This window comes from Candidatus Acetatifactor stercoripullorum, assembly GCF_944382095.1.
In the GTDB taxonomy this organism is placed as follows: domain Bacteria; phylum Bacillota; class Clostridia; order Lachnospirales; family Lachnospiraceae; genus Acetatifactor; species Acetatifactor stercoripullorum.
The window spans coordinates 1-26,840 of record NZ_CALWMU010000043.1; the positions used below are offsets into that span (position 1 = coordinate 1).

The window sequence follows — 26,840 nt, forward strand, 5'->3', positions numbered from 1 at the left end:
AGGGAATGGTAAGAGTAGATGATACTCCGGTGCATAAAGCAATACGGGAAGCAGTGGCAAATATGATTATTCATAGTGATTATCTTATTACGGGGGTTTTGAAAGTTGTAAAAAAGGATACGGGATTTTTATTTTCAAATGTTTCGAATGATTGGCCTTGGTGACAATATTGGCTCAGGCTTCCCAACGATTCTGAATGCCTGGGGTGAAGAACAATGGCGTAAACCAGATTTAAGTCAGAACGCTGAGCTGCATCAGGTAGAGTTGAAATTGTGGATGATTTCTCTTATGCCCGCAGAATGCACAGAGTATTTACAGAAGCTTTTTGGCGTGAAGTATAATCATTTGGATAAGGAATCTCAGATTATTCTTGGAACAGCGTATCTTGAAAATAGTGTCAGCAATGTCAGAATGCAGTCTATTTTAGAATTACACAGTACGGATATCGGACATATTCTATCTGATTTTGTTGAGCAAAAATTACTTATTGCAGACAAAAAGGGCAGATGGACAAGTTACCGTTTAAATGCTGATTATAAGATTGGATCGGAGCAGTATGATATTTCAGATATTATAGAAGCAGAACGGGAATTTAGAAATGAATCGGATAAAGCAATTTTGGAATATATAAAGGTGAATGGTTTTATTACAGTACATCAGGTTCTTGATATAACAAGAATTACGACTACGCAAGGTGCTAATGTTGCTTTAGGGCGACTGATGAATATGGGGCTGATTATAAAAGTTCGTCGGGGAAGACAATTTATTTACCAACTAAAATAGTAATACACCAACTGGAATTAACCGAGTTAGTTGGTGTACTAGTTGGTGTATTCATTATATGCACTTATCAATTACACTAGGGAAGAGTAAAATTTGCCCCAATTTGCCCAAAAATTTGCCCAAAAATTTCAAGAAGCAGTTGACAAATTGTCGCTTACCGTGTAAAATAACTAATGTTGTGACGGGAGGATGCACGTCGATAGGCCCAGATAGCTCAGTTGGTAGAGCAGAGGACTGAAAATCCTCGTGTCACTGGTTCGATTCCGGTTCTGGGCATTTGCAGAGGATTGCCGCAAGGCATCTGCTGTTTTCCTATATGCGGGTGTAGTTCAATGGTAGAACACCAGCCTTCCAAGCTGGATACGTGGGTTCGATTCCCATCACCCGCTTTTACCCGGTTCCCGGGTAAAAAGCACACAGCCTTTCATGAGATTGCGCTTGAAGGGCAGTACAAAATTACATACCTTCACGTACAGGTGTAATGCCTGTAACTGTATGCGCGAGTGGCTCAGCGGTGGAGCACCTCCTTGCCAAGGAGGGGGTCGCGGGTTCGATTCCCGTCTCGCGCTCTAAAAAAACAACGGATGTCTCAAAATGGGGCATCCGTTGTTTTTTACAAATATTCTGTTTTAAGCTTCCCGGCTGAAGTTGTCCGTTCCTGCACCGATTTCAAAATGATATTTAGCAATTCCCAAGTCTATTTTTGTATAAAACCCGATCCCGGCCTTTGCCGATACGGTGTTTCTCCTCTAAGTCAGGAGATTTTTTCCCGATTACGGCAATGTAATTTTTAACTCCGGAAAATTTTCCGTAATGGGCCATAAAACCGTCAAACCCCTTGGGCTCGTCTAAAACAAGCTGCATATGAAGACCGCTTTCTTGATTGCACTGATCAATAAAGGATAAAAGCTGGTCCCGTGTATTTTTCTCGATTGCTCTCTCCTCATAAGAGCGCACCGAATGCCGCTTTTGAATTGCTTCTGATAATTCCATGTGAATTGAGTCCTCCTTCATCTTTACTTCGATAGTAGTATATATAAGTTCCTTCCCTTCTTGCCAGGATGATGCCTTGCACCTCCCTGTTTCATTATTTAAACATACTTATGATATTGGAGTCAAAAGAGTTTTCGGTCACAAAGCGTCAGAATTGTTTGTCATCTGCAGGAGTCTTAGTTGCTCCTGGAATCGGCAAGGTTGCGTTGTGAGAAAAAAATCCGCTTGTTTGAGCGCAGCGAGTTCGGATTTTTTGGAACGTATTTAGCAAATTTGTCGATTTCTGGCGCAACTTGACTCCGAAGCCGCAAACAATTCTGGCGCTTTGTGATTGGGAGACCTTTTGCCCCCAACATCATATTTATTCTACCATATTATTTGCAGAATTGCAGATCCGTAAAGAAAATGGAGACGGATATTCACCTCCTTGAGCCCATGCGGCTGAAGGCCATGACAACACTGTCAATTCCCAGCAGAATGAGATACAGTCCCACAATGTAGCTGATGGATAAGAGAGAAACCACAGGACTCAGCACCATCATAATGCCCAGAACCAGTCCGATTATATTTATGACCAATGTAAAATAGTAAATACCGTTTCCCGCCATAATGCGGATGGCGCTCAAATGGCACAGACGGGAAATGCAGTGGGCAATAAACCAAATGGGAAACAGCAGAGACAGAACCCACTTTCCGGCATTAGGATATACCAGCAGCAATATACCGGACATCACACTTAAAATACCGGATATCAGCGAAACGATGGGACCAAAGCCCGTATAGCGCTCCGCCTGCACATAGAGTACAATATCTGCAATTCCCATAATAACGGCAATGACTCCGTAGATCACCACAAGGCCGGTCAGTGCCTGTCCTGGTCTGATAAAGGTAAAAATACCCAACAAGATCAAAAGCACTCCGATGATCAATTCAAGCCATCCAAATCCGGAACGTCTTCTCATTTCTCTGCACCTCTTTCGCCTAAAATATTCATAAATTCTTCGCCGGTAATGGTTTCCTTCTCATAGAGAAACTGTGCCAGCTCGTCCAGCTTGCTTCGGTTTTCCAGCAAAATTTGTTTTGCCTTTTCATGCTGGGCCTTCACAAGCTCAACCACCTTTTTGTCAATGTCCTTCTGGGTATCCGCAGAACAGGTCAGGGAGGTATCCCCGCCCAGATATTGGTTATTCACCGTTTCCATGGCAACCATATCGAATTCCTCGCTCATGCCGTAGCGGGTAATCATGGCCCGTGCCAGCTTGGTGGCCTGCTCAATATCGTTGGAAGCGCCGGTGGTAATTTCGTGAAAGACTACTTCCTCAGCAGCCCGTCCGCCTGTGTAGGTGGCAATTTTGTTTTCAATCTCCTGCTTGGTCAGCAGATATTTGTCCCCTGTATCTACCTGCATGGTGTAACCCAAAGCGCCGGAGGTTCTGGGAATAATGGTAATTTTCTGCACCGGAGCGGAGTGGGACTGCATAGCCGCAACCAGCGCATGGCCAATCTCATGATAGGCTACTACAAGCTTTTCCTTGTCTGAAAGGACTGCGTTCTTTTTCTGATATCCGGCAATCACCACCTCGATGCTCTCCTCCAGGTCGGATTGATTTACCACTGTGCGTCCGCCTCTGACAGCGCGCAGGGCAGCTTCGTTGATGATGTTGGCAAGCTCCGCGCCGGAGGCTCCGGAGGCCATGCGGGCAATGGTGTGAAAATCCACATCATCCGCCACCTTTATTTTTTTGGCGTGTACCTTTAAAATGGCTTCTCTGCCCGCAAGGTCAGGCAGCTCTACGGGAACCCGTCTGTCAAAGCGTCCGGGACGGGTCAGAGCCGGATCGAGAGATTCGGGCCGGTTGGTGGCCGCCAGAATGATTACGCCGTTGTTTCCCTCAAAGCCGTCCATTTCTGTGAGAAGCTGGTTTAAGGTCTGCTCTCTTTCATCGTTGCCGCCGATGCCGCCCAAGCTGCGCTTCTGGCCGATGGCATCGATCTCGTCGATGAATACGATACAGGGAGCTTTTTCCTTTGCCTGCTTAAAGAGGTCGCGCACCTTGGAGGCGCCCATGCCTACAAACATCTCCACAAATTCTGATCCCGAAATGGAGAAGAAGGGGACGTTGGCCTCGCCGGCCACATCGCTGAAATGAATTCCCTCACTGGACTGTACATAGACCTTTGCATTGCTTTTTCCCATGCCGAAGGACATGGAATTTTTTCCGCCGGCCTGCTCCAGCAGCTTTTTGCTCATATACTGGCCAAGTCCGATAAAAATAAGGATTGGCAGAATGGTGGTTAAAAACAGACTTAAAAGAGGGGACATGGGCTCTTCCACCACTCTGGTAAATTGCGCGCCGGAATCATACAGGCGCTTAGTCAGGTCAGGGTCGTTCATGGCGCCGGTGGTATAGACCACGGTGTTTTCCTTGTCGGTAAAAATAATTTCAGTGTCCTCCACCTGTACAAGGCCGATGTTTTTCTCTGAGATCATATCCATAAAGGTTCCGTAGTCTACCTCTACCACCTGGCCCTGCATCAACAGGGGGGTTATAATCATATTAAAAAGAAAAATGATCAGTAAGACAATCACATAGTAATAAATAAGTGGCTTTTTTGGCGATTTTACTTCTTTCATGGGAAACTCTTTTCGTCTTGTTCCTGCTGTGTCATTTGTGCGTCTATTGCTTTCAGGGAGGACAGCAAAGCCCGGTCGGCCGCCTGCATGGCAAAATCCAACGCGTATTCTGCAAGCAGAATTTTTTCTTCTGCAGAAAAGTCCTCTTTTTTCGCTCTTTGAATGATCAGCTCGATTTCTTCGTAAGCCTTTGCAGTAAGGGAAACGCAGGGGGCCTTGGAGAACTGCAGGTTTTTCCGGAAGGTCAGCTCCTCCTCGGTACATTCCTTCTCCATTGCTTCAATTTCCTGCTTCACCTGACTGTGCCTGGCATTTTCAGTGAAATAAATGCGGCTGCGCATTCTGCCGATTTTTTCATGTGTATAGACAAAAAAGCCGGAGTGTAAAGTTTTTTGACACTCCGGCAGCTTTGGTAAATATTCTGTTTTAATTATGGGGCTGGATTTGACCCGCCATTAAAAGATATACCTGATGGACAATCCGATCCAGATTTTTTGTATCCTCCGGGGTCCATTCCCGGAGAATCCCAAGGACGGCCTGGCTGTGATAACGCAGAATCAGGTTTACCTCCCAACGGGTGCAGCTTTGATAAAGATTTTCCGTTTCCACAATCTGCTCAAAAAGATACAGCGCATATTGGGTCAAAAGACGTTCCAGATCATCCCGGTAATTGCTCTGCATTCCCTTTTGCACATAAGGGGCCGCATTGATGGCGACCAGAAAAAAATACCGAAGCCTCTGTTCCCCATTGCCAAGGGTCTGCACCTCCTGCAGCATTTTTTTGATATCCCGCTCCAGAACCCAGCGGATTAACGCAGGAATATCCTCAAAATGATAGTAAAAGGCCTGTCTTGTAATCTGGCATTCCTCTACGATATCTTTTACCGTAAGCTTTTTTGCATTTTGTTCCATCAAAAGTTTTTTGGCCGCTTCTGCGATGATCTCCTTCATGTCCATGGGCATATTCTGTGGTCCTCTCTTTTATGACGTTTGAAAATAGGTATCTGCTACGAATCTTGCTTTGTCTATTAAATCGGTACAGGTTGGATTTTTCAATGGGAGAAGGAGATTACTGCCTCAAGGTATAACCCTTAGGTTAATGTTAATTTCGAGCTGTTCTATTTTGAAGATTCTGTTATAATTTTGGTAAGTAACAAATCGTGCCTGTGCTGGCAGGGCACCTGACTTTCAACAGGGAAATAAAACAGCTGCGAAGGGAGGCAAAAAGCGGTGCAGGATAAGACATACATTGCCATAGACCTGAAATCATTTTACGCTTCCGTGGAATGCATGGAGCGCGGGCTTGACCCTATGACCACCAATCTGGTAGTGGCAGACGTAAGCAGGACGGAGAAAACCATCTGTCTCGCCGTTTCTCCCGCTCTCAAGGCTTACGGAATTCCCGGCAGGCCCCGGCTGTTTGAGGTGGCGCAAAGGATCAAGGAAGTCAACGCCCTACGCCGTCAGAAAGCGCCGGGGAAAAAATTCACTGGTTCCTCTTATCGGGAAGAGGAATTAAAGAGCAATCCGTCTCTGGCGGTGGATTATGTTGCGGCTGTGCCGCAAATGGCCCATTATATGGCGATCAGCGCAAGGATTTATGAAGTATATCTTAAGTACATTGCGCCGGAAGATATCCACGTCTACTCCATCGACGAAGTGTTTATAGACGCCACCGGCTACCTGAAAACCTACCAGCTGACAGCCAGACAGCTGGCTATGAAAATGATTCTGGATGTGCTTGCTGCTACCGGAATCACGGCGGCTGCCGGAATCGGGACAAACCTCTATCTCTGCAAGGTAGCTATGGATATTGAGGCAAAAAATATTCCACCGGATGAAAACGGCGTCCGGATTGCTTTTCTGGATGAAATGTCTTACCGCCGCTCTCTGTGGTCGCACCGTCCGCTGACTGATTTCTGGCGTGTGGGAAAGGGCTATGCAAAAAAGTTGGAGGAACACGGACTTTTTACCATGGGTGATATTGCCCGCTGTTCAGAAGGAAAGGCTGGAGAATATTACAGCGAAGATCTTCTCTACGAGCTGTTCGGCATCAACGCGGAAATCCTCATCGACCACGCCTGGGGCTGGGAGCCGTGCACCATTGCCGACATTAAGGCATACAAGCCGGAAAACAAAAGCGTGGGCTCCGGCCAGGTGCTGCAATGCCCTTATCCTTTTGATAAGGCCAGACTGGTGGCTCGGGAAATGGCCGATCTGCTTGCGCTGGATCTGGTAGACAAAGGGCTGGTAACCAATCAGATTGTTTTAACAGTGGGATATGATATTGATAATCTGAAGAATCCGGCGCTGCGGCGAAATTACCAAGGAGAAATCACAACAGACCGCTACGGACGCAAAATTCCAAAGCACGCTCATGGCACGGCAAATTTGAAGGAATACACCTCTTCCACCCGCCAGATTACCCAGGCTGTCATGGAATTGTTTGACCGGATTGTAGATGAGAACCTCTTGGTCCGCCGGATCAATATGGCGGCAGCCCATGTGATTTTGGAGACAGATGCGAAAGAGGAGCCCCAGTATGAGCAGCTAGACCTTTTTACCGATTTCTCTGCACTTCAAGCAAAGAGAAAAAAGGAAGAGGAGGAACTGGAGAAGGAAAAGAAAATGCAGCAGGCTATGCTGGAAATTAAGAAGAAATTCGGAAAAAATGCCATTCTGAAGGGCATGAATCTGCAGGAGGGGGCAACAGCCAGGGATCGCAACCAACAGATCGGCGGTCATAAGGCATAAGGAAAATACAAATAGAGCACGGCGGTAAGGAAGGAGGAGGAAATTTCCGTGAGCAGCAGTGACAATCACATAAATAACTATGAGGACATAATAGACCACCCTCATCATGTGTCAGGCAGCCGTCCCAGAATGCCGATGACGGAACGGGCGGCCATGTTCTCGCCCTTTGCAGCATTGACTGGATACGGTGATGTTCTCCGGGAAACAGCCCGCCTGACGGACCAAAAGCCGGAGCTTTCCGAGGAGGAAAAAATGACGCTGGATTATAAGCTGCGTCTGGCCTGCGATTTTCCCGGAGACAAGCCAGAGCTTTTGCTGACATATTTTGTACCAGATCGGAAGAAATCTGGCGGAGCCTGCCATAGGATTTTGGGCAGAATCAAAAGGATTGACACATACGAAAATCAGATCGTTTTAGAAGGCGGAACCCGGATTGACATTGACTGTATTCTGGATATCGAAGGCGAAGCTTTCACAGAAAAAGACTGATAAGCGTCAGCCCCTGTATTGGGTCCCGGCTTATCAGTCTTTGCGTGTGGGCTATTCAAGACTTTGCGTAAGAATTGTTACGATCTCCTCTGTGGTCAGAACCTTGTAGCCGCCGTTCATAATCAGGGTGGACTGGGTGATGCCTTCGATCATATCCTCAGTAACCCCAAGCTCCCTCAGGTTCATGGCAAGGCCAAGCTCACGCATCCAGCCCTCCATTGCGTCAAGTCCCTCCAGGGCGATCTGCTCATCGGATTTGTTTACAGTTTCCACGCCCCATACCTCTACGGCAAAGCGTTTGAATTTCTGCAGGCCGTAAGGAAGGATATGACGGTAATAGGGAAGGGATACCGCAGACAAGGTCATGCCGTGGGTGGCATCGGTGTAGGCGCCTACTGCCTGGCCTAACATATGAACCATCCAGTCTGTGGTCTTGCCCTTGGCGATCAGCGTGTTCAGGGCCCAGGTGGCAGTCCACATGATATTGGAGCGCGCCTCGTAGTCCTGGGGATTTTTCAGGGCGATTCTGGAGGAATGGATGAGAGATTTCATCAGTCCTTCCGCAATGTAGTCGCTGGTATTGTCATCCTCCCCTGAAAAATACTGCTCGCAGATGTGGCTGAAAATATCATAAATGCCTGCAACCATCTGTCTTTCCGGGAGAGTATAGGTAAATTTAGGATTCAGAATGGAAAATCTGGGCATTACGTTCTCATCGGCAAATACGTGGCCGATCTTCTGCTTGGTAGCGTGATTGGTGATAACAGAGCCGGCGTTCATTTCCGAACCTGTTCCCACCATGGTAAGAACACATCCCACAGGCACCAATTCGCAGGAAGGCTCTTCAAATTTTACATAATATTTTTCCCAAGGGTCCTCGCTGCAGTTTACGGATACAGAAACTGCCTTGGCATAATCGCAGCAGGAGCCGCCGCCTACAGCAAGCAGCAGGTCCACATGGTTTTTGCGGGCAATTTCAACGCCCTCGTAAAGCTTTTCCACTGTAGGATTGGGCATTACGCCGCCATCCTCAAAGATTTCCTTGCCGCCTGCCTTTAAAATTTCCACAACCTTGTCATAAATTCCGTTTTTCTTGATGGAACCGCCTCCGTAAATCAGCTGAACATTTTTGCCGTATTTTGGCAGCTCCGTGTTTAAATAATTTAAGGAATCCTCTCCAAAATAAAGCTTTGTCTTATTTGCAAATTCAAAATTTCCTAACATAAATAACCTCTTTTCTGTAAAATTATATAAAATTAGTCATGACCTGCGCTTCCTTTTCCGGAAGTCCATAGGCTTCCTTCCCCAGGGCGATGCTCTTTATGAGAAAGGACATATTTTTGGCCAGGGTGCGCATGGTCTGAAGCCCCTCGGCGTCCTGTGCAGCTTCCCCCAGATTCCGTCCGTGGACGCTGTTCCAATATTGGCTGGAAGCGATGGGCATTCCGGAGATCGTAAAGTATTTATTCAATTCGTCGAAGGTAGCAGAGCACCCTCCTCTTCTGGCCACGGCAACGCTGGCGCCCACCTTCATGCTTTTGTCAAAGGGGGTGCTGAAGAACAGCCGGTCCAGGCAGGCGATCAGGGTGGCGTTTGCAGAAGCATAGTAGACGGGACTGGCGATCACAAGCCCGTCGGCCTCTTCAAACTTTGGTGCAAGCTGATTTACCGCGTCGTCAAACACACAGCGGCCGTTATCCTTGCAGAAATTGCAGGCGATACAGCCCCTGATATTTTTGTTTCCCACCTGTACGGTTTCCGTCTCTATCCCCTCTTTTGCAAAGGTCTGCTCCATTTCTCTTAAGGCAATAGAGGTATTTCCGTCCTTGCGCGGACTTCCGTTAAGCATCAATACTTTCATGATCTGATTCCTCCCAACTTAAAATTCCGGTTTCCATGGCAATTTCATATCTGGATACTTTGTACTGCAGCTTGTGGATTGCCGCCTCCAGCTGCTCTCTTTTTTCGAGTAAATGCTCCAGCTCATCCCTGAGCAGGCCAAGCCTTGCAGGAATGGTTTCATCCCCCTGCTGAAAAAGCGCCACATACTCAATGATGGATTCTATGGGCAGACCAGCGTTTCTCATGCAGATGGCATTTTCAATCCAGCCGCAGTCTGAAGGGCCGTAATCCCTTATGCCTCCTGCAGTGCGTCCAACCTGGGGAATTACCCCCACCCTCTCGTAATAGCGCAGAGTGTCCTGGGAAATGTGATATTTCTCACAGGCTTCCTTAATGGTCAAAGCATCACCTCCTCGTGCATGATTTCATTATACAACCTGGAGCTTACTCAAAGTCAATACTCTTTCTAAAATATATTCTTGTTTTTTTGGACAAATGAATAAAATTGTCCCTGTCTGTAACGGCTTATATGAGGTATCCTATAAAAAAAGATAAAAGGGGGCATATGGAATGCCAAGGGATATCAATCGAATTCTTATAGAAGCGGCTGTAAAAAAAGCGTTGAAGGATATGGAGGAATCGCCCAAAAGAGCGGCCAGAAATCTGGTGGACCTGGGGGCGGATTTTTCGGGCGGGCGTTTTCAGAAACGGTTTTTGGGCGTGGCTCAGAAGATGCTCTGCAATGAGGACAGCGCCTACTATGAATTGATTACGGATATGATTACCCATGTGGACCGGGAGATTTTGCTGGAATTTGGCATCAATCTGGGCTATAACAGCTGTACCAGAGGGGCGGCAAAAATACGCAGCATAGAAGCGCAGAGGAATTTTAATATCCCATGGTCCTTATCCCTTGTGATAGAGGAAAAGGAGCTGGAGGAGAAGGGGGACGTCTATGCTTCGCTGCTGGAACAGGGAACGGCTCTGGGAATTTATACCTATCTGCTGTTTCTGCAAAGCGGGGACCCGAAGAGGCTTTTTTCCCTTGTAAAGGGCAGGCCGGATTGTGCCTTTGTGGTATTTTTAAAGGGTGTGCAGGTGACAAAAGAATACCGGGAAATGGCTGGAGCCGTGAAAAATGTGATGACGGCAGTCTGTGGAGAGGAAGCAATGGAGGAAGCCTGCGGCGCCCTTCGCAAAGACGGGCTTTTGTACGGCGTGTATGGGAAATATTCTCAAGGAAATAAAGACGGCATATTGAATGGAAGCTGGCTTGCAGCTATGAAAAAGGGGAAGCCTTATTTTGCATTTCTTGCAGCGAAGGAGGACTGCACGGATCAGACCCGCAGGGAGGTTTACGAATATGTCCTTACTGTGCGGAACAGTCAAAGCCAGCCGGTGGTGCTCATGGATTTGAAGCAGGACACCCTGACGATCGACGGAATTATTTCTGATGGAATCTGTATGGCAGCATTTGACCCAAAAGGGCAGCTGCATACCAATGAAGGAATGAAAGAGGGGGAGCAATACAATATTTTTCAAAACAGTCTGGAGAGTATCCTGCAGGATGCTATGAAAATCCAGGACTGAAGGCTTAGGCTGAGGGAAAAACGGGACGCAGGCAATGTTCCAGAAGGGAAGAAAATTCTTCGGGAGGCATACAATTTTTTTGAGAAAGCCATCTTTTGATGGCGCAGACCATGGCGTCCCCATAGAATTCTGCGCAAAAGGAAAAAGCAGCGTCAGAAGGAACGCTGTCCTCCCTGTAATTGTTCATGATCGTCACAAGCAGATCGCGGAAATATTCAGTAAAGGAATTCTGGCCGGAAACGCTTAATATCTTGTGGTAGAAAGCCCTGTTGTCGTAAAAAAAGCGGCACAAATCCGTTACCAGTTCACAAAAGGCAGGATAATCCTTCTGCCGGACTACCGTCACAAATTCTGTGTAATAAATCCAATTCACCAGATCATATTTATCCTTGAAATGATAATAGAAGCTCTTGCGGTTCATCTCGCATTTTTCACAGATATCACCTACGCTGATCTTAGAAAAGGGCTTGCTCTCCAACAATTCCTTGAAAGCAGAGGACAGGGCGCGCTTTGTAATATTTGAGTCCGCCAAAAAGCCCACCTCCCGGAAGTAATTTTTTCCATTATACTATAATCCGCCGGGAAATACAACGCGGCAGACAATGGGCCCCTTTTGGGACAACAGGCCCCCTTTTGGGAATTTCGTATAGACGGACAAAGCATGGGCATATTAAATAAATAAATTTTACATAGATTTGACCGAAAGAAGATAGTCTTTTAAGGCTGCCCTCTATATAATTAAAATAAGTATGTGCATTTTAAGAAGGAGAAGCCGGTCTATGAAAACAATCATTCACGATCTTGGCGCTGAGATAATCTATTCACTGGAAAAACCGGATGAGGATTCGGCTGTCATCCATGCGGATAATCAGTATGCTTCCTGCCGTGGCTGCTTTCAGTGCTGGCTGAAGAATGCCGGTTTTTGTATCATGAAGGATTCGTTACAGCACATTGGAGCGCTCATTGGCCAGAGTGATCCGCTGATTATCGTCAGCAGGTGCTGTTATGGAGGGTACAGCAGTCCTGTCAAAGCCATTTTGGACCGTGCGATTGGGGCTTCTCTCCCGTTCTTCACCTGGCGGGGCGGGCAAACCCACCATATCAGCCGCTATCCTCGCCGGAAGCTGATGCGTGTCTGCTTTTACGGGGAATGCACGGGATTTGAACAGGAGACGGCCAAAGAGACTGTGGAGCGCAACCGTCTGAATCTGGATTATGAGAAAGCGGATGTGGTTTTCTTTGAGAATATTGAGCAGTTAAAGGAGGCCGGTTTATGAACCTTCTGATTTTGAATGCAAGTCCCAAGAAAAAGGGCGGCGCCTCCCGTTTCTTCTCAAGGTTATTCCGGCTGTTTCTTCCGGGCATCCGAAAAAAGGAGGTATCCCTCAGCACCCGACAGGATTTTCAGAAAGTAATGGAACTGTTTCCCGGCATGGATGTGGTGTGCCTTTTCGTGCCTCTTTATGTGGACGGCCTTCCTTCCCATGTAGTGGAATTTCTCATGCAGGCGGAAGAATACTGTAAAAATCATTCCTGCCGGTTCCGGCTGTATGCACTTTCCAACAATGGCTTTGTGGAAGGAAAACAAAATCGACCTGCCCTGCATATGCTTCAGGCATGGTGCAAAAGGGCAGGAATTACTTGGGGCGGCGGAATCGGAATCGGCGGCGGGATGATGCTCCATGTACTGGGTATCGTCTACCCCATCCTCATTGGAATCCTTCTGCTTCAAATGGCGTTATTCTTTTTTGACATCGGCGCTGTTCCAGACGGATTGCTGCATTCCCTTGCCATCCAGATATTCACATGGCTTTTTCTCAACAGCGGTGTATTGTTCTGCATGGCACGTCTTTCGCTGGCTATTTTCAGGGAGCGGGCATTGACCGACCAATTTACACGGGTCATGATACCCTCTTTTCTGTTTGTCCCTATGGCGGACCTATTTATGATTTTATCTTCTCTCTTTCAGGGCCGCTTTCTTTTCGCACTTTTGAAACGGGACAAATGGCATAGTGAATAAGGAGGATAGATTGAAAAATCACTCTGATGAGCTGATTTTTCACACGCGAATTTATTCGCGTTGGCTATATTGTGCCGGAGCGTCACAAATTTGTCTGATGGCAGATGAGAAACCGCATGCGCGGATTTCTCATCGCCCCGTCGCGTAAAAACGCTTCGGAATGGAGGATAGTATGGAACACATCATTGTCTATGGCAGCCAGTATGGCAGCACACGCCGATACGCCCAAAAGCTGTCCGAACAAACCGGCATTCCCGCCATCAGCTACAAAGACGCACCGGCTCTTTCGGACAGAAAGATAATCGTCTATCTGGGTGGATTGTATGCGGGCGGCGTCCTGGGCCTTGGGAAAACCCTGGGGAATTTTTCCCTTCGGGACGGGCAAAGGCTGCTCCTTGTTACCGTGGGGCTGGCCGACCCAAAGGAACCGGAAAACCGGGACAATATCCGCGCCTCTCTGCAAAGGCAGCTTTCCGGGGAGCTGCTTGACCGGGCGAAGATTTTTCACCTTCGCGGCGGGATCGATTATCAAAAGCTCTCTTTCGGACACCGGACGATGATGAAGCTGCTGTATCAATCCTTGCGCAGGACGCCCCTTGAAAAACAAACGGCGGAAAACCGGGCACTCATAGAAACCTATGGGAAACAGGTGGATTTCACGGATTTCAATGGGTTGGAACCGATTATTTTGGAAATACAGAGAGAAACGATATGAACAGCGCTGTTAAAAATATCCTGAAAATTTTGCTGATCGGGCTTGCTGCGACCATCGTCCGCATAATCGGGCAGCTTTTCATTCCAGCTGGAGAGCAGACGGTTTTAGCGCCCAGCGTTTTTGCACAAAACGGTACCATGCCCTTGGTCTTTACTGTCTATGGAATTTTCGCTTACTCCCTGATTGCCGCGTTGTTCCTGCTTATACGGAACCGGCTGGGCGGGAATCGGATTTTACAGGGGCTCAAATACGGCCTTTCCTGCTGCGTGGTGTGGATTGCGTATCTTTTGGAACCCTTGCCCCATGTGGCGGCCATTGATCGGATTACTTACCCGGCGGCTGACAGCCTGGCCTTGATTGCTATGGGTCTGCTGCTGGGATGGCTGTTTGGGAAAACCAAACGTTGGAAACGGTGCTGTGGTGTCTGTTAACAGGCATTGCAATCTCTTGTGTGACGGCATGGCTGAATCTGTATATCAGCCAGGGGAATCGGGGAAAGTGTGCAATGGTTTTGGGCTGCCTTTTGTTTGGGGTGGATTTGCTTCTTTTCAACTTTTTTATGCCATTGGTGTTTGATGCCTGTCATTCTCCAATAAGCGCAACGTTGGCGGGCGATAGGGGGTGGACTGGTTGCGGGAAAAAAGAAGGATTCGATTTGGGAAATGGGTGCTTAAGGCTGCGGTATCTTATGCGGTGTTTATCAGTATCGGCCTGCTGCTCTCCCTTGTGCCGGCCAGTGGGCTTGGATTGTCGGAAGAAATGTTTTTCAATCTTCGGATATTTTTCATGCTGTTTGGCCCGATCTATCTTGCTCTGATCGTCAAAATCCTTTTGGCCTTTCTTACTGTCATAAAAGGGAAGGGGTTTTTAAATGTTTTTCTGCCGGTGGTGTTCTCTCTGCTGATTCTGGAACTATTAACGCTTTTTGTCTGTATTGTTACCTTTGCCCCACTGCCGAGGGCTGCAAGCAACGCATTCATTTGTGCCATTGCCCTGACGGCCTTGCTCCTCCTTATGGTTCCCCTGGTTCTTTCTCTGGTTTCCGGGTATCAAGGTGACAAAGCGGGATACGCCAAGAAGCGCGCAGGTGAAAAGCAGAAGGCTGTCCGGTGGGATGTCATGGTGCTGGAAAGCGACCCGGTCCGCCGGAAGCGGTATCTGCGGCTGCCGAAAATACTGGCCTTGTTGGTCTGCCCCGGCGTTTGCCTGATTTCCGGATTCGTGCTTGCTCTCACTAAGAATTCCCAAGAGCTTTTGACCATCCAGCTGCTGAGAGAGTCGTTTCTTGCGCTGATGGCTGTGGCCGCATTCTCCTTTATCCCGCTCCTGATGTATTGGGGCAACTGCTCTGGCACTTCCCTGGTACAGCGGGTTTATCTGGCCAAAGACCAGCTGTACTATGCCGGGTACAGCGGCAGCATGGAGGAACGTGTGGAGTTTCTCTTTACACTGATTCATTTGGAAGGCTATCGTGTGGGGAAAAGAGCCATCCATATCCGGGGACAGTTTACCAAAAAGACGAAGGACTTTTACGGCAGCGGTAAAAAGGGCCCGTTCACTAAAACATTGTGGCTTCCCCGCACCTTCCCGGTGGAACAGGAGCAGGTCCTGCTTCAGTTTTTACGCGATAAAGCTGCACAGATTTCTTCCTTATAATTTAACGGAGAGGAGGTGAATTCGATGTACAAAACGGTAGTCGTCAAATATTCTCCAAAGGCGAAAGAAATGGCCGTCAGAGTAGAGGAAATGGCTAACAAAATGGAACAGGAGGGATTTGAACTGGTTTCCTGTTCCATCATGCCCTCTTCCAAGGGTATTCTGGTATTTAGAAAGCCCGGTGAACCGGCTTCCGAAAGGTGAGCCTTTCCGGTTGCAGGCGGGGCATGCTTGAACTGCTGCTTGATGCCAAGACGCTTCATTCCTGCGTCTTGGCGGCAACCGGGCGTAAATCCCAAGGAGGATCAGGAACAATACCAACAGTACAGGGGCGTCTGCATGGGTGCTTTGGAACTGTTCGAAGAGATTTGGCACAATCAGCAGCATCAGGATGATGAGAATCGGCAGATACCGGCCTGCAAACACCCGCTGCATCATATCCAGCCGGGATTCATCGTCACAAAAGATTTCCTCTTCTCCCTGCATCTCTGAAACCGGCTTGCGGAAATAACTGTATCCGCCAAAATCCTGAATATATTCCCAGCCGCAGTCATGGAACATCTGCACATACTCGTCTTTATGCTCCAGACCCTCTTGGTTATAATCCAGCTGATAGACAACATCCTCGGGCGCGCACCTCCATCATATTCCGGTACAATCGCTCGATCCGTTTCATTTCCAGCGCCAGGACATCTCTTCCCAAGGCTGTAATGCGGTAAATTTTTCGTTTTTCTTCTTCCCGCACGAAATGAATCAGTCCATCTTTTTCCATCTTGGACAGGCTGCCGTACATCGTTCCGGGGCTGATTCGGATTTCGCCGTCCGTCAGCTCTTCTACTTTACGGATAATATGATAGCCATGGGATTCTTCCCGGAGGCACAGCAGGATATAAAAACCCGTCTCTGTCATCGGCACATACACTTTACGAATATGGACATCCATTCATTCACGCCCCTTTCTATTCCGTTGATGAAGGGACTCCACTGTTAATCGTTCCGGTAACAGCAGCGATCCGCATTTTGCGGGAAAGGACAGAGCAGGGCAAAAGTGTTCTTTGGGACACTTTTGCCTGTTTGTCCCAAAAAGTAACAGTTTTAAGCCCGTGGGGAAAAGTGTAACATTCCTGTTTTTTGTCTAATGAAGGAATATAAAAGGTTTGATACCATACCTTTACAATGATAACCGTAAGGAATCAAACCAGAGGAGGAAAAAACAGTGATATTTTACAATGCCTCAAAGCAAATGGCGTTAAAGGAGCTTGCCTCGGATGAAGAGCGTGGGCTCACAGAAGAGCAGGCCGCAGAAAGGCTGGATGAAGTTGGGCCAAATAAGCTCAAGGAAAAAAAGAAAAAGACAAATCTGCAGCGGTTTGCAGACCAGTTTAAAGATGTGATGATATTGATTCTGCTGGCAGCGGCGGCGGTTTCCTTTGTGGTCGCCTGTGTGGAGAAAAATCCCAGGGAGTTTTTTGAGCCTCTTTTGATCCTGCTGATCGTGGTGCTCAATGCGTTTATGGGTATGCTGCAGGAGAGCAAGGCAGAGAAGGCCCTGGAGGCCCTAAAGGGCATGTCCGCGCCTCATGCCAGGGTAATCAGAGAGGGAAGGGAAAAAATCATCGACGCATCCCTGCTTGTGCCGGGCGATGTGATCCGCCTGGAGGCAGGCGATTTTGTTCCTGCGGATGCAAGACTTTTAAAAAGTGTCAGCCTGAAAAGTGAGGAGTCGGCGCTCACCGGCGAATCAGTACCCTCAGAAAAGGATGCGGATGCGCTGGTGACGGAAAATGCGCCTCTGGGAGATAGAAATAACATGGTATTTTCCGGCTGCAGCATTACCTATGGAACCGCCCTTGGCATTGTGACTGCAACGGGCATGGACACAGAGATGGGAAAAATTGCAAATCTGCTTAACGATGAGGAGGAATCCCAGACGCCCCTTCAGAAAAAGCTGGCCCAGCTTGGAAAATATCTGGGTGTGCTGGCACTGGCAGCCTGCGGAATCATCTTTGTGGTGGGACTGGCAAACGGCATTCCGGTGATGGAAATTTTTATGACGGCAGTATCTTTAGCGGTATCAGCCATTCCTGAGGGACTTCCCGCTATTGTAACCATAGTCCTTTCCATCGGCGTACAGAGGATGGTAAAGAAAAATGCCCTGATCCGCCGCCTCCCCGCTGTGGAAACCCTGGGAAGCGCTTCCGTGATCTGTTCGGACAAAACAGGAACCCTGACCCAGAACCGCATGACCCTTGTGAAGGTTTATTGTGACGGAGAGGAAGAACCAAAGGATATTGGCGCTGCAGATCATGATAAAGCAATGAGGCTTTTGAAATTTGGAGCTCTTTGCTGTGACGGTTCTGTGGAATTCGTAAACGGGGAGGAGCAGCACATCGGAGACCCTACGGAAACGGCCATTGTGCTGGCAGCCCATAAAAAGGGAATGGACAAAAAGGAGCTGGAAAAGAGCTGTCCCAGGCTGGCAGAGCTGCCCTTTGATTCTGACCGGAAGCTGATGACAACGGTTCACAGAATGGACGGCAAAACCATAGTCATTGTAAAAGGCGCCTTTGACATGATGGCTCCCAGGTGTACGGCGGGAAATCTGGAAAAGGCAAGACAGATCACAGAGGAAATGAGCAGGGATGCCTTAAGAGTGCTGGCCGTGGCATACAAGGAGGTGGAGGCGCTTCCTGAAAATCCTGTCTCACAGGAGCTGGAAAATGACTTGATCTTTTTGGGACTGGTTGGCATGATAGACCCTCCGAGGCCCGAGGCAAAGGCTGCGGTAGCCACCTGCCGCAAAGCAGGGATTAAGCCTGTCATGATTACAGGGGATCATGTGGTGACGGCTTCCGCCATCGCAAAGGAGCTGGGAATTCTAAAAGAGGGAGACAAAGCCATAACAGGCGCAGAGCTGGATCAGATGACGGATTCCCAGCTGGATGACCAGGTGGAGCAGATCAGTGTCTACGCCCGGGTGTCTCCGGAAAATAAGATACGTATTGTGAAGGCTTGGCAGAGAAAGAACCAAGTGGTATCCATGACCGGAGACGGCGTAAACGACGCGCCTGCGCTGAAAGCGGCCGATATCGGCTGCGCTATGGGCATCACGGGAACCGACGTGGCCAAGGGCGCAGCGGACATGACGCTGACCGACGACAATTTCGCCACCATTGTGGACGCGGTGCGGGAGGGCAGAGGAATTTACGCCAATATAAAAAAGGTGGTGGGATTTCTGCTGGGCACCAATATCGGAGAGGTGATCACTGTGTTTGCCGCCATGCTGCTGTGGCACAGGACGCCCTTAGTATCCATGCAGCTTTTGTGGATCAATCTTGTAACCGACAGTCTGCCGGCTATTGCGCTTGGCATGGAGGCTGTGGAGGCAGATGTGATGGAAAAGAAGCCAAAGCCCAAGGATGAGAGCATTTTTGCCAATGGGCTTGGAGTCAGGGTGGTGCTGCAGGGATTTCTGTTTGCTATCCTTACGCTGATTGGCTTCAGGCTGGGAGAAAATGCCACAGGAACCCTTGCGGGAGGCCAGACAATGGCATTTTTGGTACTGGGTCTCTCCCAGGTGGTGCAGGCATTTAATATGCGCTCTGAGCACTCCCTGTTTCAAATCGGTTTGTTCACCAACCATAAGCTGAACTGGGCGGCCCTTGCCTCTGTTTTGATGATGGCTCTGGTGCTGTTTACGCCTGTGAGCATAGCCTTTGGACTGGAGACGTTAAGCTGGCAGCTTTATCTGGCAGGTTTAGGCCTTTCCCTTGTGCCCTTTGTTGTCATGGAGATTTCCAAGGCTCTGGCACGGGTTATTCGATGATAACGCTGGCGCAGCGGATGTCCTCGGACAGATCATAGACTCTGCCCGTTTTCAAACCGATCACCTTGGGGCGAAGAGGGTAACCGGGGGTGTTTTTCACCACCCGGGCCCGCTCCCCGTTATTCAAGCTTACGGTGCTCCCTACGGGATAAAGGATTACGCTGTCCAAAAAGCTGCGCATGGCAGATACGTCAAGATCATCTGTCATGGCCATGATCATTTCCACTGCGTCCCGCTGGGAAAAAGCCTTTTTATAGGGCCGTTCCGTCACCAGCGCATCGTAAATGTCCGTGATGGAAATGATTTTGGAATAGCTGTTGATCTGATCTCCCTTGATTCCGAAGGGATAGCCATTTCCGCTTATCTTTTCATGATGCTGTAAAACTGCCAGCTTCACTGACCGGGGAATATCCTTTTTTTCCTTTAAGAGCTGATATCCCAAAAAAGGATGCTTTTTCATGATGGAAAATTCTTCATCACTAAGCCGTCCGGTTTTGTTTAACAGATCCGGCGGGATTTTGGATTTGCCGATATCGTGAAGGAGCCCCGCAAGGCCAAGCTCCCGGATTTCCCTGGAGGACATACCTGCCTTTCTTGCAACGATCATTCCCATGGCGGCAACGTCCACGCTGTGCCGGAAGGTATATTCATCACTGACCTTTAGGATGCTGATATCCATGGCAATGGCGTCGTTTTCCTCGATTGCCTTAAGCAGACTGTCGGAAATATCATTTGCGGCCTCCGCAAAATGCTGGGAAGAGGTATTGGCATATAAAAACTGGATGCCCTGGCACACATGCTTTTTGACGCTCTCGGAAAGCTGTAGTCTGGAACGGTCAGGCACCGTCTGCTTTTCGATGGCTTCTATCACCTTTGGAGGAATTAAAATGGATTCCTCCTCGGGGTCCTCTTCTCCTTCCCGTATGTATACCCCGGAAACGGAGAGCCGCTGCAAGGCTTCTATCAAAAAGGGGTCCAGGGCAGTTTTGCGCGCAATGAGAATGCGGCCAGCCCTGTCTATGATGGACTGATCGATGATCATGCCGTCCTTTAGCAATCTTGTGCTGATATATCGTCGGCGAATCATGCAGACGCCCCCTTTCTTGCAGTATTGACAGATCATTGGAAAACAGGCTTTGGTAACCTTCCTGCCCGATTGCATATTTCAACACAGACACGCTTTCGCTCCGGGCTGACCGCAGCGGTACATAAGGCTGCAGAGGACGCAGCCTAAATACCGGCGGTCAGCCAGGGTCTGTTTATGAAACATGCAATCAGGGCAATTCAAATATAAAATGCTTAGTTTTCCAATGATCTAAGTATTATTATAAAATAATAGCTTATCTGAAAGGGGAATTCAATAAGAAAAAAGGAGCAGAGGTTTTTAGTGTACTTTGCCCCGGTCCCAGACCTGGCAGGGCTGGGCTTTGGCGGTGGGGCTGCGAAACAGCAGTTTTTTCAGGGCGGGGCCGTTAAAGGGAAACAGAGGCCAGAAATAGCTCATGCCGCCGAAGGTGGGAGTGGTGGCAATAGAAAATGACACAAGTATCACACTGATGAAGAAGCCCCATATTCCAAACAGGGCAGTGGAAATAATCAGGAAAAGCCTGTAAATGCGCAGCGCATCGCTGAATTCCATGCTGGAGAGGGAGAGGGAGGCAAGCAGGGTAACGGCAGCGTAAAAGAGTACCTCTGTGGAGGCCCAGTTTAAACTGACAGCAATGTCACCTATGATCAGACCTCCCACAATGGACAAGGAGCCGGAAAATCTGCCGGAGGTGACGGACCCAGAGTATTTGAAAAGGTCCAAAATAAATTCCACGGCGAGCACATAGATGATCAGTTCCAGCGCAGAAGGGCTTTCTGTGGATAAAATCCGAAGGCGCTCTGCGGTTTGTGGAAAATAAGCCGTTATCAAAAGAAATACGGGCATCAAAAGAAGGCTGACAGGAATACAGACAAAGCGCACCAGCCTGAAATAGGTGCCCACCAGGGGGCTTTTGTAATAATCCTCCGCACTTTGTGTAAACTGAAAGATCGTACAGGGAAGAATGAGCACCAGGGGAGAGTTGTCCACAAGAATCAGAATATGTCCCTCCTCAAGGTAGCTGCAGGCGATATCGGGACGCTCCGTAACCTGAATGCTGGGGAGAGGGTTCCACCAGCGCTTTTTTACAAGCAGCTCCTCTAAGCTTTTTGCGCCCATGGTCAGAGAGGTAACCTTTAGGGAATCTATGGATTTTGACAGGGCTTCCAGCAGATTTTCATTTACGCTGCAGCGCAGATAGGCCACCGCCACATCGGTTTTGCTTTCGCTTCCTATGCTGTGCATGGCAAAGCAAAGATGGGGGGACCGGACTCTGCGGCGTATGAGGTTTGCGTTGAAAAGCAGGGTTTCCACAAAGCCGTCTCTGGCTCCCCTTGTGACCTTTTCGGCGTCCGGCTCGGCAATTCCTCTTGTGGGGTAGGAGCGCACATCGATTAATATTGCCTGGTCAAAGCCGTCAATGAACAGCGCACAGGGACCGCTGAGCACATTTTTCAGGATATCCTCCCAGGTGCCTGTCAGGGAAACCTGTGCATAGCCGATTTTAGCGTTCATATAGCGGACAATGTCCTCCACCTGACTATCCCTGGTATACCAGGGATTCTGCAGATCGGCAAAAATCTGCTGAAGAATCTCTGTGCGGCAAAAGCCGTTTATTCCCAGAAAATAGCTTTTGGCATCTCCTAAAAAAAGCTCTCTTGTGATGAGATCGAAGCTTGTGCCCACAGGGAGAAGCTTCTTGATCTGCTCTATGTTTTCCATGAGATTTTTGGATAATTTTTCTGTCATAATGGTAAAGGCCTTTCTGAAAAATTGGGAGCCGACTGTGAAAGCAGGCGCTCTGTTCATAATTTTTCCCAAAGGGCCGCATTTATTCTCAGTTTTTGCTTTTCCTGCAGGCGGGCTCATGATAAAATGGATGAAGGAGAAGGGAAACAGGAAAGGGTATGGTAAGGGATTGAATGGAAATGAGTTGAAGCGGTTTAGCATTTTTTCCGCTCTGGCGCTTTTTGCAGCGGCATTTATCTGCGACAGCCCGGAGAATATTTTGCGGGGACTGTGGCGCTTTGTGGTATCCAGGGATGCCCTGATCACCGATTATTTTGTGCTGGGAGGCCAGGGAGCCGCATTTTGCAATGCGGCCCTCGTGATGCTTTTGTGTATTTTTCTTGTAAGCCGGTCAAAGATACCTTTTACAGGACCTACCATGGCGGCCCTTTTTATCAATGCGGGGTACGCCCTTTGGGGAAAAAATCCGGTGAATATTCTTCCCATTTTGTTTGGCACATGGCTGTATGCAAAGCTGCACCGTGCTCATTTTGGCAGATATATTTATATTGCGCTGTTTGGCACCGGTCTTGCGCCTTTTGTGACGGAGATCGTGTATCTGATGCCTTTTTCCCTGCCTGTGGATATGGCGCTGGCAGCTGCGGCAGGAATTGTGATCGGATTTTTGCTGCCTCCCCTGTCCGCCCATACTGCTTCCATGCACATGGGCTACAGTCTGTTTAATGTGGGATTTTCCGCAGGACTTCTGGCCTTTGTGATGGTCTGCGTCCTGGAGGCTTTGGGTATGAAAAGCGAAACGGTGCTTTTGTGGCGGACGGGAAGATCCATGCCTCTTGTGATCGGGCTTTTTGTATATTTTCTGGCAGCCTTTCTTTACGGGCTGTATCTGGAGAAGGGAAGGCTTAAAAATTTTCTTGGGATTTTCAGGCATCCTGGGCGGGCTGTGGCGGATTTTGTGCTGATGGAGGGACCGGGAGCCGCCCTGATGAACATGTCGGTGATAGGAGCCCTGTGCGTTTCCTACATTTTTCTGGTGGGAGGAGATTTTTCCGGCCCGGTGACAGGGGCTGTGTTGATGGCCTTTGGGTTTGCCGCTTTCGGCGCCCACCCCAAAAACTTTCTTCCCGTGCTGGCTGGCGTGTATCTTTTTAACCTGGCAAGCAGATACGAGCACGGAACGCCGGGCATTCAGCTGGCCGCTTTGTTTGGGGTAGGGCTTTCGCCCATAGCCGGACAATTCGGTGCTTTGGCTGGCGTGGCGGCGGGGATGCTGCACTCTGCCATTGTCATGTGCACAGCGGAGATGTACGGGGGACTGAATTTGTACAACAATGGGTTCAGCGCCGGGATTGTAGCCATTTTTTTGGTGCCCGTGCTGGAAAGCTTTGAGAAACATCGGGAGATGCGAAGGGAGAAGGAAAAATGATACAGGGGGAGAGAAAGCTGGCCAGAATCATCGAGGCTCTTACCATGTTTTTTTTCGGCCTGGGGGCGGACCGCATACAGTCGGATATTGCGCTTTCCGGCGACCAGGCGGTAATCCGTTTTAGAGCCAATTACCAAAAAGAGTACAGACAACAGCTCTGCCGTCTGGAGGAATGCTTCAACGAGCCAAAGAACCGGGGAATTGAAGATTTTTACTGGGAAATGGCGGGAAGCGGAGACCCGGGCGAGGACAGTCAGCTGCTTTTGGTGGGAATGATGATTGACAAGGCGGAAATTGCTGTGGAGGAAGAGGAGGTATCCCTGATCCTCTACAAGAATATGGGAGATGACTTATGAGATTTGTGTATCCACAGGGAAAGCGCAAGGCGCTGACCTTCAGCTACGACGACGGGCAGGTGTTTGACAAACGTCTCATTGAAATTTTGAATGCCCACGGCATGAAGGGAACCTTTCACTTAAACTCAGGAAATCTGGGATTGAAAAGAGGAAGGGATCGTTATGTGGAGGCCGGAGAGCTGAAACAAATCTATGCGGGACATGAGGTGGCATGCCACGGAGTGCAGCACCGAAGTCTGCCGGGACTTACCAGACAGCAGGCGGTTTTGGAAATACAAGAGGACAGAAAAACCCTGGAGCAGCTGATGGGAGGACTGGTACAGGGGATGTCCTATGCCTTTGGAAATTACGACGAAACCACAAAGGACATTGCGGAATCTCTGGGCATTTTGTATTCCAGAACCGTGGAGGACACCTGCAAATTTTTCCCGCCTGCAGATTTTTTGGAATGGCATCCAACCTGCCATCACAATAACCGCCTGCTTGAACTGGGAGATCAGTTTCTGAATGTGCCGGGGTTTTATGAGCTGCCTGTAATGTATGTGTGGGGACACAGCTTTGAGTTTGGCTGGTCCGATAACTGGGGGCTTTTGGAGGCATTTACGGACAAAATGGCCGGAAAGGACGATATCTGGTATGCTGCCAATGTGGAAATCTGCCGGTATATCCGGGCGGTGCGTGCACAGGAGTTTTCGGCGGACGGACTTACCGTCCATAACCCCACTGCGGTGTGCGTCTGGATGAGCACAGGGGAGGGGCTGGTGCAGATAAAGCCGGGGGAAACCAGATTCATCGGAGAGCATTGAGGATTTACAGAGCCACAGGGCAGAAAGGTAAAAGCTATGACAGAGGAAATGACAATTATCAGCATGGAGGCTTACAGGGCGGCAAAGGAGGTGCTGGAGGCAGCGAAGCTTAAGGAGGGAGCGCTTTTTGTGGTGGGCTGTTCCACAAGCGAGGTGGGCGGCGCGGGAATCGGAACCTTTTCCAGCCCGGAGCTGGCCGAGGCGGTGTTTGGAGGAATTTACCAGGCGGCCCAGGAGGCTTCTGTGTATCTTGCGGCCCAGTGCTGCGAGCATTTAAACCGGGCGCTGATTTTGGAAAAGGAGGCGGCGGACCGATACGGCTATGAGATTGTAAACGTGGTGCCCCAGCCAAAGGCGGGGGGCTCCTTTGCCACGGCGGCCTATAAGGCCTTTGAGCATCCGGCGGCGGTGGAGCATATCAAGGCCCATGCGGGCATGGATATCGGGGATACGCTGATTGGCATGCACTTAAAGGATGTGGCAGTGCCCCTTCGCATCCGCACAAAGCAGATTGGCGACGCCCACGTGGTCTGTGCCCGCACCCGGCCTAAATATATCGGAGGAGGCCGGGCGGCCTACGACGAGGGGCTTTTATAAAGCAGCTTTTGCTGGAAAAGAAAAAGAGGGTGCCGTCAGGAAGCGGCATCCTCTATTAATTTCATAATGGTGGCGATGGAATCCATCTGCCCGCTGCGGCTCATGGCCTCCCTGTAGCTTTGCCTGGTGAAAAATAATTCGTGAACCCTGTCCACCAAAAGGGAGGTGGTCAGATCGTCCTCATCAATCACAATAGAAAAGCCCTGGGATTCAAAGGAACGGGCATTTAACAGCTGGTCTCCTCTGCTGGAGGAGGAGGGAAGGGGGATGAGGATGTTGGGCTTTTTCAGGGCCAATAGCTCGCAGATGGCATTGGCTCCTGCCCGGGAGATCACTACATCCGCCATGGCAAACAAATCCTTCAGCTCTGCCTTTACATACTCAAACTGCTTGTAGCCTGCGGTATTTAACAAAAGATTATCCACCTTATCCTTACCGCAGATATGCACTACCTGGAAATCCTCCAAAAGCTGGGGAAGAGCCTCTCTGACGGCTTTGTTCACGCTGGCTGCGCCCAGGCTTCCTCCGATTACCATGATTACGGGCTTGTTTGCGGTAAAGCCGCACATATCAAGTCCTGAGAGCTTGTTTCCCTGGGCAAGCTCTGCCCGGATGGGGGAGCCTGTGAGAACCGCCTTGTCGGGAGGCAGCATTTTCAGCGTTTCGGGAAAGTTGCAGCAAACCTTTTTCGCCACGGGAATACAAAGCTTGTTTGCCAGCCCCGGGGTCATGTCGGATTCATGGATAATACAGGGGATTTTCAGAGAAGCCGCAGCGCGGACCACAGGGACGCTTACAAAGCCTCCCTTGGAAAACACTACATTAGGACGAAATTCCTTTAAATAGCTTCTGGCCTCGGAAAAGCCCTTTATCACCCGAAAGGGGTCTGTAAAATTTTTGGGGTCTAAATACCGCCTGAATTTTCCGGTGGAAATTCCCTTATAGGGAATGTCAAAATCACTGATCAGTTTTTTTTCGATACCGTCATAGGAGCCCATGTACGCTATCTCGTAGCCGGCCTCCTTAAGAGAAGGCAGTAAAGCGATATTTGGCGTGACATGTCCTGCAGTGCCGCCGCCTGTCAATACAATTCTCTTCATGCTGGAATCCTTTCTGCGTTAAATCATAGTTTCCAGCGCACGGGCCAGCTGATCCGGACAGGAGGTTGGCTTAAATCCACAGCGAATGCCCTTTAATCTGCTTATGGCTTCCTGGGGAGTCATCCCCTTTACAAGTGCGCTGATGCCTTGCAGATTGCCGTTGCAGCCTCCGGTGAATTTCACGGAATCGATCACACCGTCCTTTAATTCAATCTCAATGGAGGTGGAGCATGTGCCATGTGTCTGATATCTCATATCCTTATCAATCCTTTCAGAAAACCCATTACTATAAAACCGTATTATAGCAGATTTGGGAAAATTACGCAATGATTACATTTCCCTTGAGTTTCCGCAGAATTATCTCCACCAGGCAAATCTGCCGTATCCTGTTATCCACAACTTTCAAAAAATGCCAA

General features: G+C 49.0%; 30 protein-coding genes and 3 tRNA genes. 17 read left to right on the forward strand and 16 right to left on the reverse strand.

Annotated features, from left to right (window positions below):
* Positions 1-138: 138 nt before the first annotated feature.
* From SHK35_RS11765 to SHK35_RS11780, 4 genes are all read left to right on the forward strand, one after another.
* Complete coding sequence (locus SHK35_RS11765; protein ID WP_318709912.1) at positions 139-783, forward strand: hypothetical protein; 645 nt, start codon at positions 139-141, stop codon at positions 781-783.
* 203 nt (positions 784-986) lie between these two features.
* A tRNA-Phe gene (locus SHK35_RS11770) sits at positions 987-1,059 on the forward strand.
* Between the two features lie 42 nt (positions 1,060-1,101).
* Positions 1,102-1,172 (forward strand) — tRNA-Gly (locus SHK35_RS11775).
* Positions 1,173-1,280: 108 nt separating this feature from the next.
* A tRNA-Gly gene (locus SHK35_RS11780) sits at positions 1,281-1,352 on the forward strand.
* 60 nt (positions 1,353-1,412) lie between these two features.
* On the opposite strand, the gene SHK35_RS14215 is transcribed toward SHK35_RS11780, so the two are convergent.
* From SHK35_RS14215 to SHK35_RS11805, 6 genes are all read right to left on the reverse strand, one after another.
* Positions 1,413-1,502 (reverse strand): hypothetical protein, encoded by a 90-nt coding sequence (locus SHK35_RS14215; protein ID WP_334303689.1) that lies wholly within the window; start codon positions 1,500-1,502, stop codon positions 1,413-1,415.
* A complete protein-coding gene (locus SHK35_RS11785) occupies positions 1,465-1,776 on the reverse strand; it encodes a nitroreductase family protein (protein ID WP_318709913.1) in 312 nt (103 codons plus the stop codon). Before SHK35_RS11785 ends, SHK35_RS14215 begins: the two co-directional genes overlap by 38 nt.
* Positions 1,777-2,195: 419 nt before the next feature.
* The gene (locus tag SHK35_RS11790; protein WP_318703351.1) at positions 2,196-2,738 is read right to left on the reverse strand and encodes an HdeD family acid-resistance protein; all 543 of its coding nucleotides are present in this window, start codon (positions 2,736-2,738) and stop codon (positions 2,196-2,198) included.
* Entirely contained in the window at positions 2,735-4,411 is a 1,677-nt protein-coding gene (locus SHK35_RS11795; protein ID WP_318703352.1) for an ATP-dependent metallopeptidase FtsH/Yme1/Tma family protein, read from the reverse strand. The genes SHK35_RS11790 and SHK35_RS11795 overlap by 4 nt, the downstream gene beginning before the upstream one ends.
* Positions 4,408-4,686 carry a hypothetical protein gene (locus SHK35_RS11800; RefSeq protein WP_318709915.1) on the reverse strand — a complete coding sequence of 93 codons (279 nt, stop codon included), beginning with the start codon at positions 4,684-4,686 and terminating at the stop codon, positions 4,408-4,410. Before SHK35_RS11800 ends, SHK35_RS11795 begins: the two co-directional genes overlap by 4 nt.
* Positions 4,687-4,837: 151 nt before the next feature.
* A complete protein-coding gene (locus tag SHK35_RS11805) occupies positions 4,838-5,374 on the reverse strand; it encodes a TetR/AcrR family transcriptional regulator (protein WP_318709916.1) in 537 nt (178 codons plus the stop codon).
* 267 nt (positions 5,375-5,641) lie between these two features.
* On the opposite strand from SHK35_RS11805, the gene SHK35_RS11810 reads away from it, so the two are divergent.
* Positions 5,642-7,165 carry a Y-family DNA polymerase gene (locus tag SHK35_RS11810; RefSeq protein WP_318703355.1) on the forward strand — a complete coding sequence of 508 codons (1,524 nt, stop codon included), beginning with the start codon at positions 5,642-5,644 and terminating at the stop codon, positions 7,163-7,165.
* A 48-nt stretch (positions 7,166-7,213) separates the two neighbouring features.
* The gene (locus tag SHK35_RS11815; RefSeq protein ID WP_318703356.1) at positions 7,214-7,654 is read left to right on the forward strand and encodes a hypothetical protein; all 441 of its coding nucleotides are present in this window, start codon (positions 7,214-7,216) and stop codon (positions 7,652-7,654) included.
* A 51-nt stretch (positions 7,655-7,705) separates the two neighbouring features.
* Here the strand turns inward: SHK35_RS11815 and SHK35_RS11820 are convergent, their stop codons facing one another.
* From SHK35_RS11820 to SHK35_RS11830, 3 genes are read right to left on the reverse strand one after another with little or no spacing between them, the layout of a single operon-like run.
* The gene (locus tag SHK35_RS11820; protein WP_318703358.1) at positions 7,706-8,878 is read right to left on the reverse strand and encodes an iron-containing alcohol dehydrogenase; all 1,173 of its coding nucleotides are present in this window, start codon (positions 8,876-8,878) and stop codon (positions 7,706-7,708) included.
* A gap of 22 nt (positions 8,879-8,900) precedes the next feature.
* Positions 8,901-9,515 (reverse strand): flavodoxin family protein, encoded by a 615-nt coding sequence (locus SHK35_RS11825; protein WP_318703359.1) that lies wholly within the window; start codon positions 9,513-9,515, stop codon positions 8,901-8,903.
* A complete protein-coding gene (locus SHK35_RS11830) occupies positions 9,496-9,897 on the reverse strand; it encodes a MerR family transcriptional regulator (RefSeq protein WP_318703360.1) in 402 nt (133 codons plus the stop codon). The genes SHK35_RS11825 and SHK35_RS11830 overlap by 20 nt, the downstream gene beginning before the upstream one ends.
* Before the next feature lie 169 nt (positions 9,898-10,066).
* On the opposite strand from SHK35_RS11830, the gene SHK35_RS11835 reads away from it, so the two are divergent.
* On the forward strand, positions 10,067-11,086 hold the full coding sequence (locus SHK35_RS11835) for a hypothetical protein (RefSeq protein WP_318709919.1): 1,020 nt from the start codon (positions 10,067-10,069) through the stop codon (positions 11,084-11,086).
* A 4-nt stretch (positions 11,087-11,090) separates the two neighbouring features.
* On the opposite strand, the gene dhaS is transcribed toward SHK35_RS11835, so the two are convergent.
* Positions 11,091-11,618: a dihydroxyacetone kinase transcriptional activator DhaS gene (gene dhaS, locus SHK35_RS11840; RefSeq protein WP_318703362.1), complete on the reverse strand. Its 528-nt coding sequence runs from the start codon at positions 11,616-11,618 to the stop codon at positions 11,091-11,093.
* Between the two features lie 247 nt (positions 11,619-11,865).
* Between dhaS and SHK35_RS11845 the strand changes: the two genes are divergently transcribed.
* The 5 genes from SHK35_RS11845 to SHK35_RS11865 all read left to right on the forward strand — a co-directional run bounded on the left by SHK35_RS11845 (position 11,866) and on the right by SHK35_RS11865 (position 15,477).
* Positions 11,866-12,363: a flavodoxin family protein gene (locus SHK35_RS11845; RefSeq protein ID WP_318709920.1), complete on the forward strand. Its 498-nt coding sequence runs from the start codon at positions 11,866-11,868 to the stop codon at positions 12,361-12,363.
* On the forward strand, positions 12,360-13,106 hold the full coding sequence (locus SHK35_RS11850) for a hypothetical protein (protein ID WP_318709922.1): 747 nt from the start codon (positions 12,360-12,362) through the stop codon (positions 13,104-13,106). The genes SHK35_RS11845 and SHK35_RS11850 overlap by 4 nt, the downstream gene beginning before the upstream one ends.
* Before the next feature lie 172 nt (positions 13,107-13,278).
* Entirely contained in the window at positions 13,279-13,821 is a 543-nt protein-coding gene (locus SHK35_RS11855) for a flavodoxin domain-containing protein (protein WP_318703366.1), read from the forward strand.
* Positions 13,818-14,252 (forward strand): hypothetical protein, encoded by a 435-nt coding sequence (locus SHK35_RS11860; protein ID WP_318709924.1) that lies wholly within the window; start codon positions 13,818-13,820, stop codon positions 14,250-14,252. The genes SHK35_RS11855 and SHK35_RS11860 overlap by 4 nt, the downstream gene beginning before the upstream one ends.
* Positions 14,253-14,442: 190 nt before the next feature.
* A complete protein-coding gene (locus SHK35_RS11865) occupies positions 14,443-15,477 on the forward strand; it encodes a hypothetical protein (RefSeq protein WP_318709925.1) in 1,035 nt (344 codons plus the stop codon).
* Here the strand turns inward: SHK35_RS11865 and SHK35_RS11870 are convergent.
* On the reverse strand, positions 15,472-16,086 hold the full coding sequence (locus SHK35_RS11870; protein ID WP_318709935.1) for a DUF2812 domain-containing protein: 615 nt from the start codon (positions 16,084-16,086) through the stop codon (positions 15,472-15,474). The two genes, SHK35_RS11865 and SHK35_RS11870, sit on opposite strands and share 6 nt — an antisense overlap.
* Entirely contained in the window at positions 16,076-16,420 is a 345-nt protein-coding gene (locus tag SHK35_RS11875) for a PadR family transcriptional regulator (protein ID WP_318709926.1), read from the reverse strand. The genes SHK35_RS11870 and SHK35_RS11875 overlap by 11 nt, the downstream gene beginning before the upstream one ends.
* 273 nt (positions 16,421-16,693) lie before the next feature.
* Between SHK35_RS11875 and SHK35_RS11880 the strand changes: the two genes are divergently transcribed.
* Positions 16,694-19,303 (forward strand): cation-translocating P-type ATPase, encoded by a 2,610-nt coding sequence (locus SHK35_RS11880; RefSeq protein WP_318709927.1) that lies wholly within the window; start codon positions 16,694-16,696, stop codon positions 19,301-19,303.
* Here the strand turns inward: SHK35_RS11880 and SHK35_RS11885 are convergent.
* Together SHK35_RS11885 and SHK35_RS11890 are read right to left on the reverse strand one after the other, a co-directional pair.
* The gene (locus SHK35_RS11885; RefSeq protein ID WP_318709928.1) at positions 19,293-20,390 is read right to left on the reverse strand and encodes an HD-GYP domain-containing protein; all 1,098 of its coding nucleotides are present in this window, start codon (positions 20,388-20,390) and stop codon (positions 19,293-19,295) included. The genes SHK35_RS11880 and SHK35_RS11885 overlap by 11 nt on opposite strands.
* Positions 20,391-20,687: 297 nt before the next feature.
* A complete protein-coding gene (locus SHK35_RS11890; RefSeq protein ID WP_318709930.1) occupies positions 20,688-22,139 on the reverse strand; it encodes a spore germination protein in 1,452 nt (483 codons plus the stop codon).
* A gap of 118 nt (positions 22,140-22,257) precedes the next feature.
* On the opposite strand from SHK35_RS11890, the gene SHK35_RS11895 reads away from it, so the two are divergent.
* From SHK35_RS11895 to SHK35_RS11910, 4 genes are read left to right on the forward strand one after another with little or no spacing between them, the layout of a single operon-like run.
* Positions 22,258-23,565, forward strand: coding sequence for a DUF1576 domain-containing protein (locus tag SHK35_RS11895; protein WP_318709932.1), 1,308 nt, complete (start codon positions 22,258-22,260; stop codon positions 23,563-23,565).
* Positions 23,562-23,921: a hypothetical protein gene (locus SHK35_RS11900; protein WP_318703376.1), complete on the forward strand. Its 360-nt coding sequence runs from the start codon at positions 23,562-23,564 to the stop codon at positions 23,919-23,921. Before SHK35_RS11895 ends, SHK35_RS11900 begins: the two co-directional genes overlap by 4 nt.
* Positions 23,918-24,727 (forward strand): polysaccharide deacetylase family protein, encoded by an 810-nt coding sequence (locus SHK35_RS11905; protein ID WP_318709933.1) that lies wholly within the window; start codon positions 23,918-23,920, stop codon positions 24,725-24,727. The genes SHK35_RS11900 and SHK35_RS11905 overlap by 4 nt, the downstream gene beginning before the upstream one ends.
* Before the next feature lie 36 nt (positions 24,728-24,763).
* Entirely contained in the window at positions 24,764-25,324 is a 561-nt protein-coding gene (locus SHK35_RS11910) for a TIGR01440 family protein (protein WP_318709934.1), read from the forward strand.
* 35 nt (positions 25,325-25,359) lie between these two features.
* Here SHK35_RS11910 and SHK35_RS11915 read toward each other — a convergent pair whose 3' ends face one another.
* The gene (locus SHK35_RS11915; protein WP_318703380.1) at positions 25,360-26,424 is read right to left on the reverse strand and encodes an undecaprenyldiphospho-muramoylpentapeptide beta-N-acetylglucosaminyltransferase; all 1,065 of its coding nucleotides are present in this window, start codon (positions 26,422-26,424) and stop codon (positions 25,360-25,362) included.
* 18 nt (positions 26,425-26,442) lie between these two features.
* Positions 26,443-26,679, reverse strand: coding sequence for a TIGR03905 family TSCPD domain-containing protein (locus tag SHK35_RS11920; RefSeq protein ID WP_318703382.1), 237 nt, complete (start codon positions 26,677-26,679; stop codon positions 26,443-26,445).
* Positions 26,680-26,840: the final 161 nt, after the last annotated feature.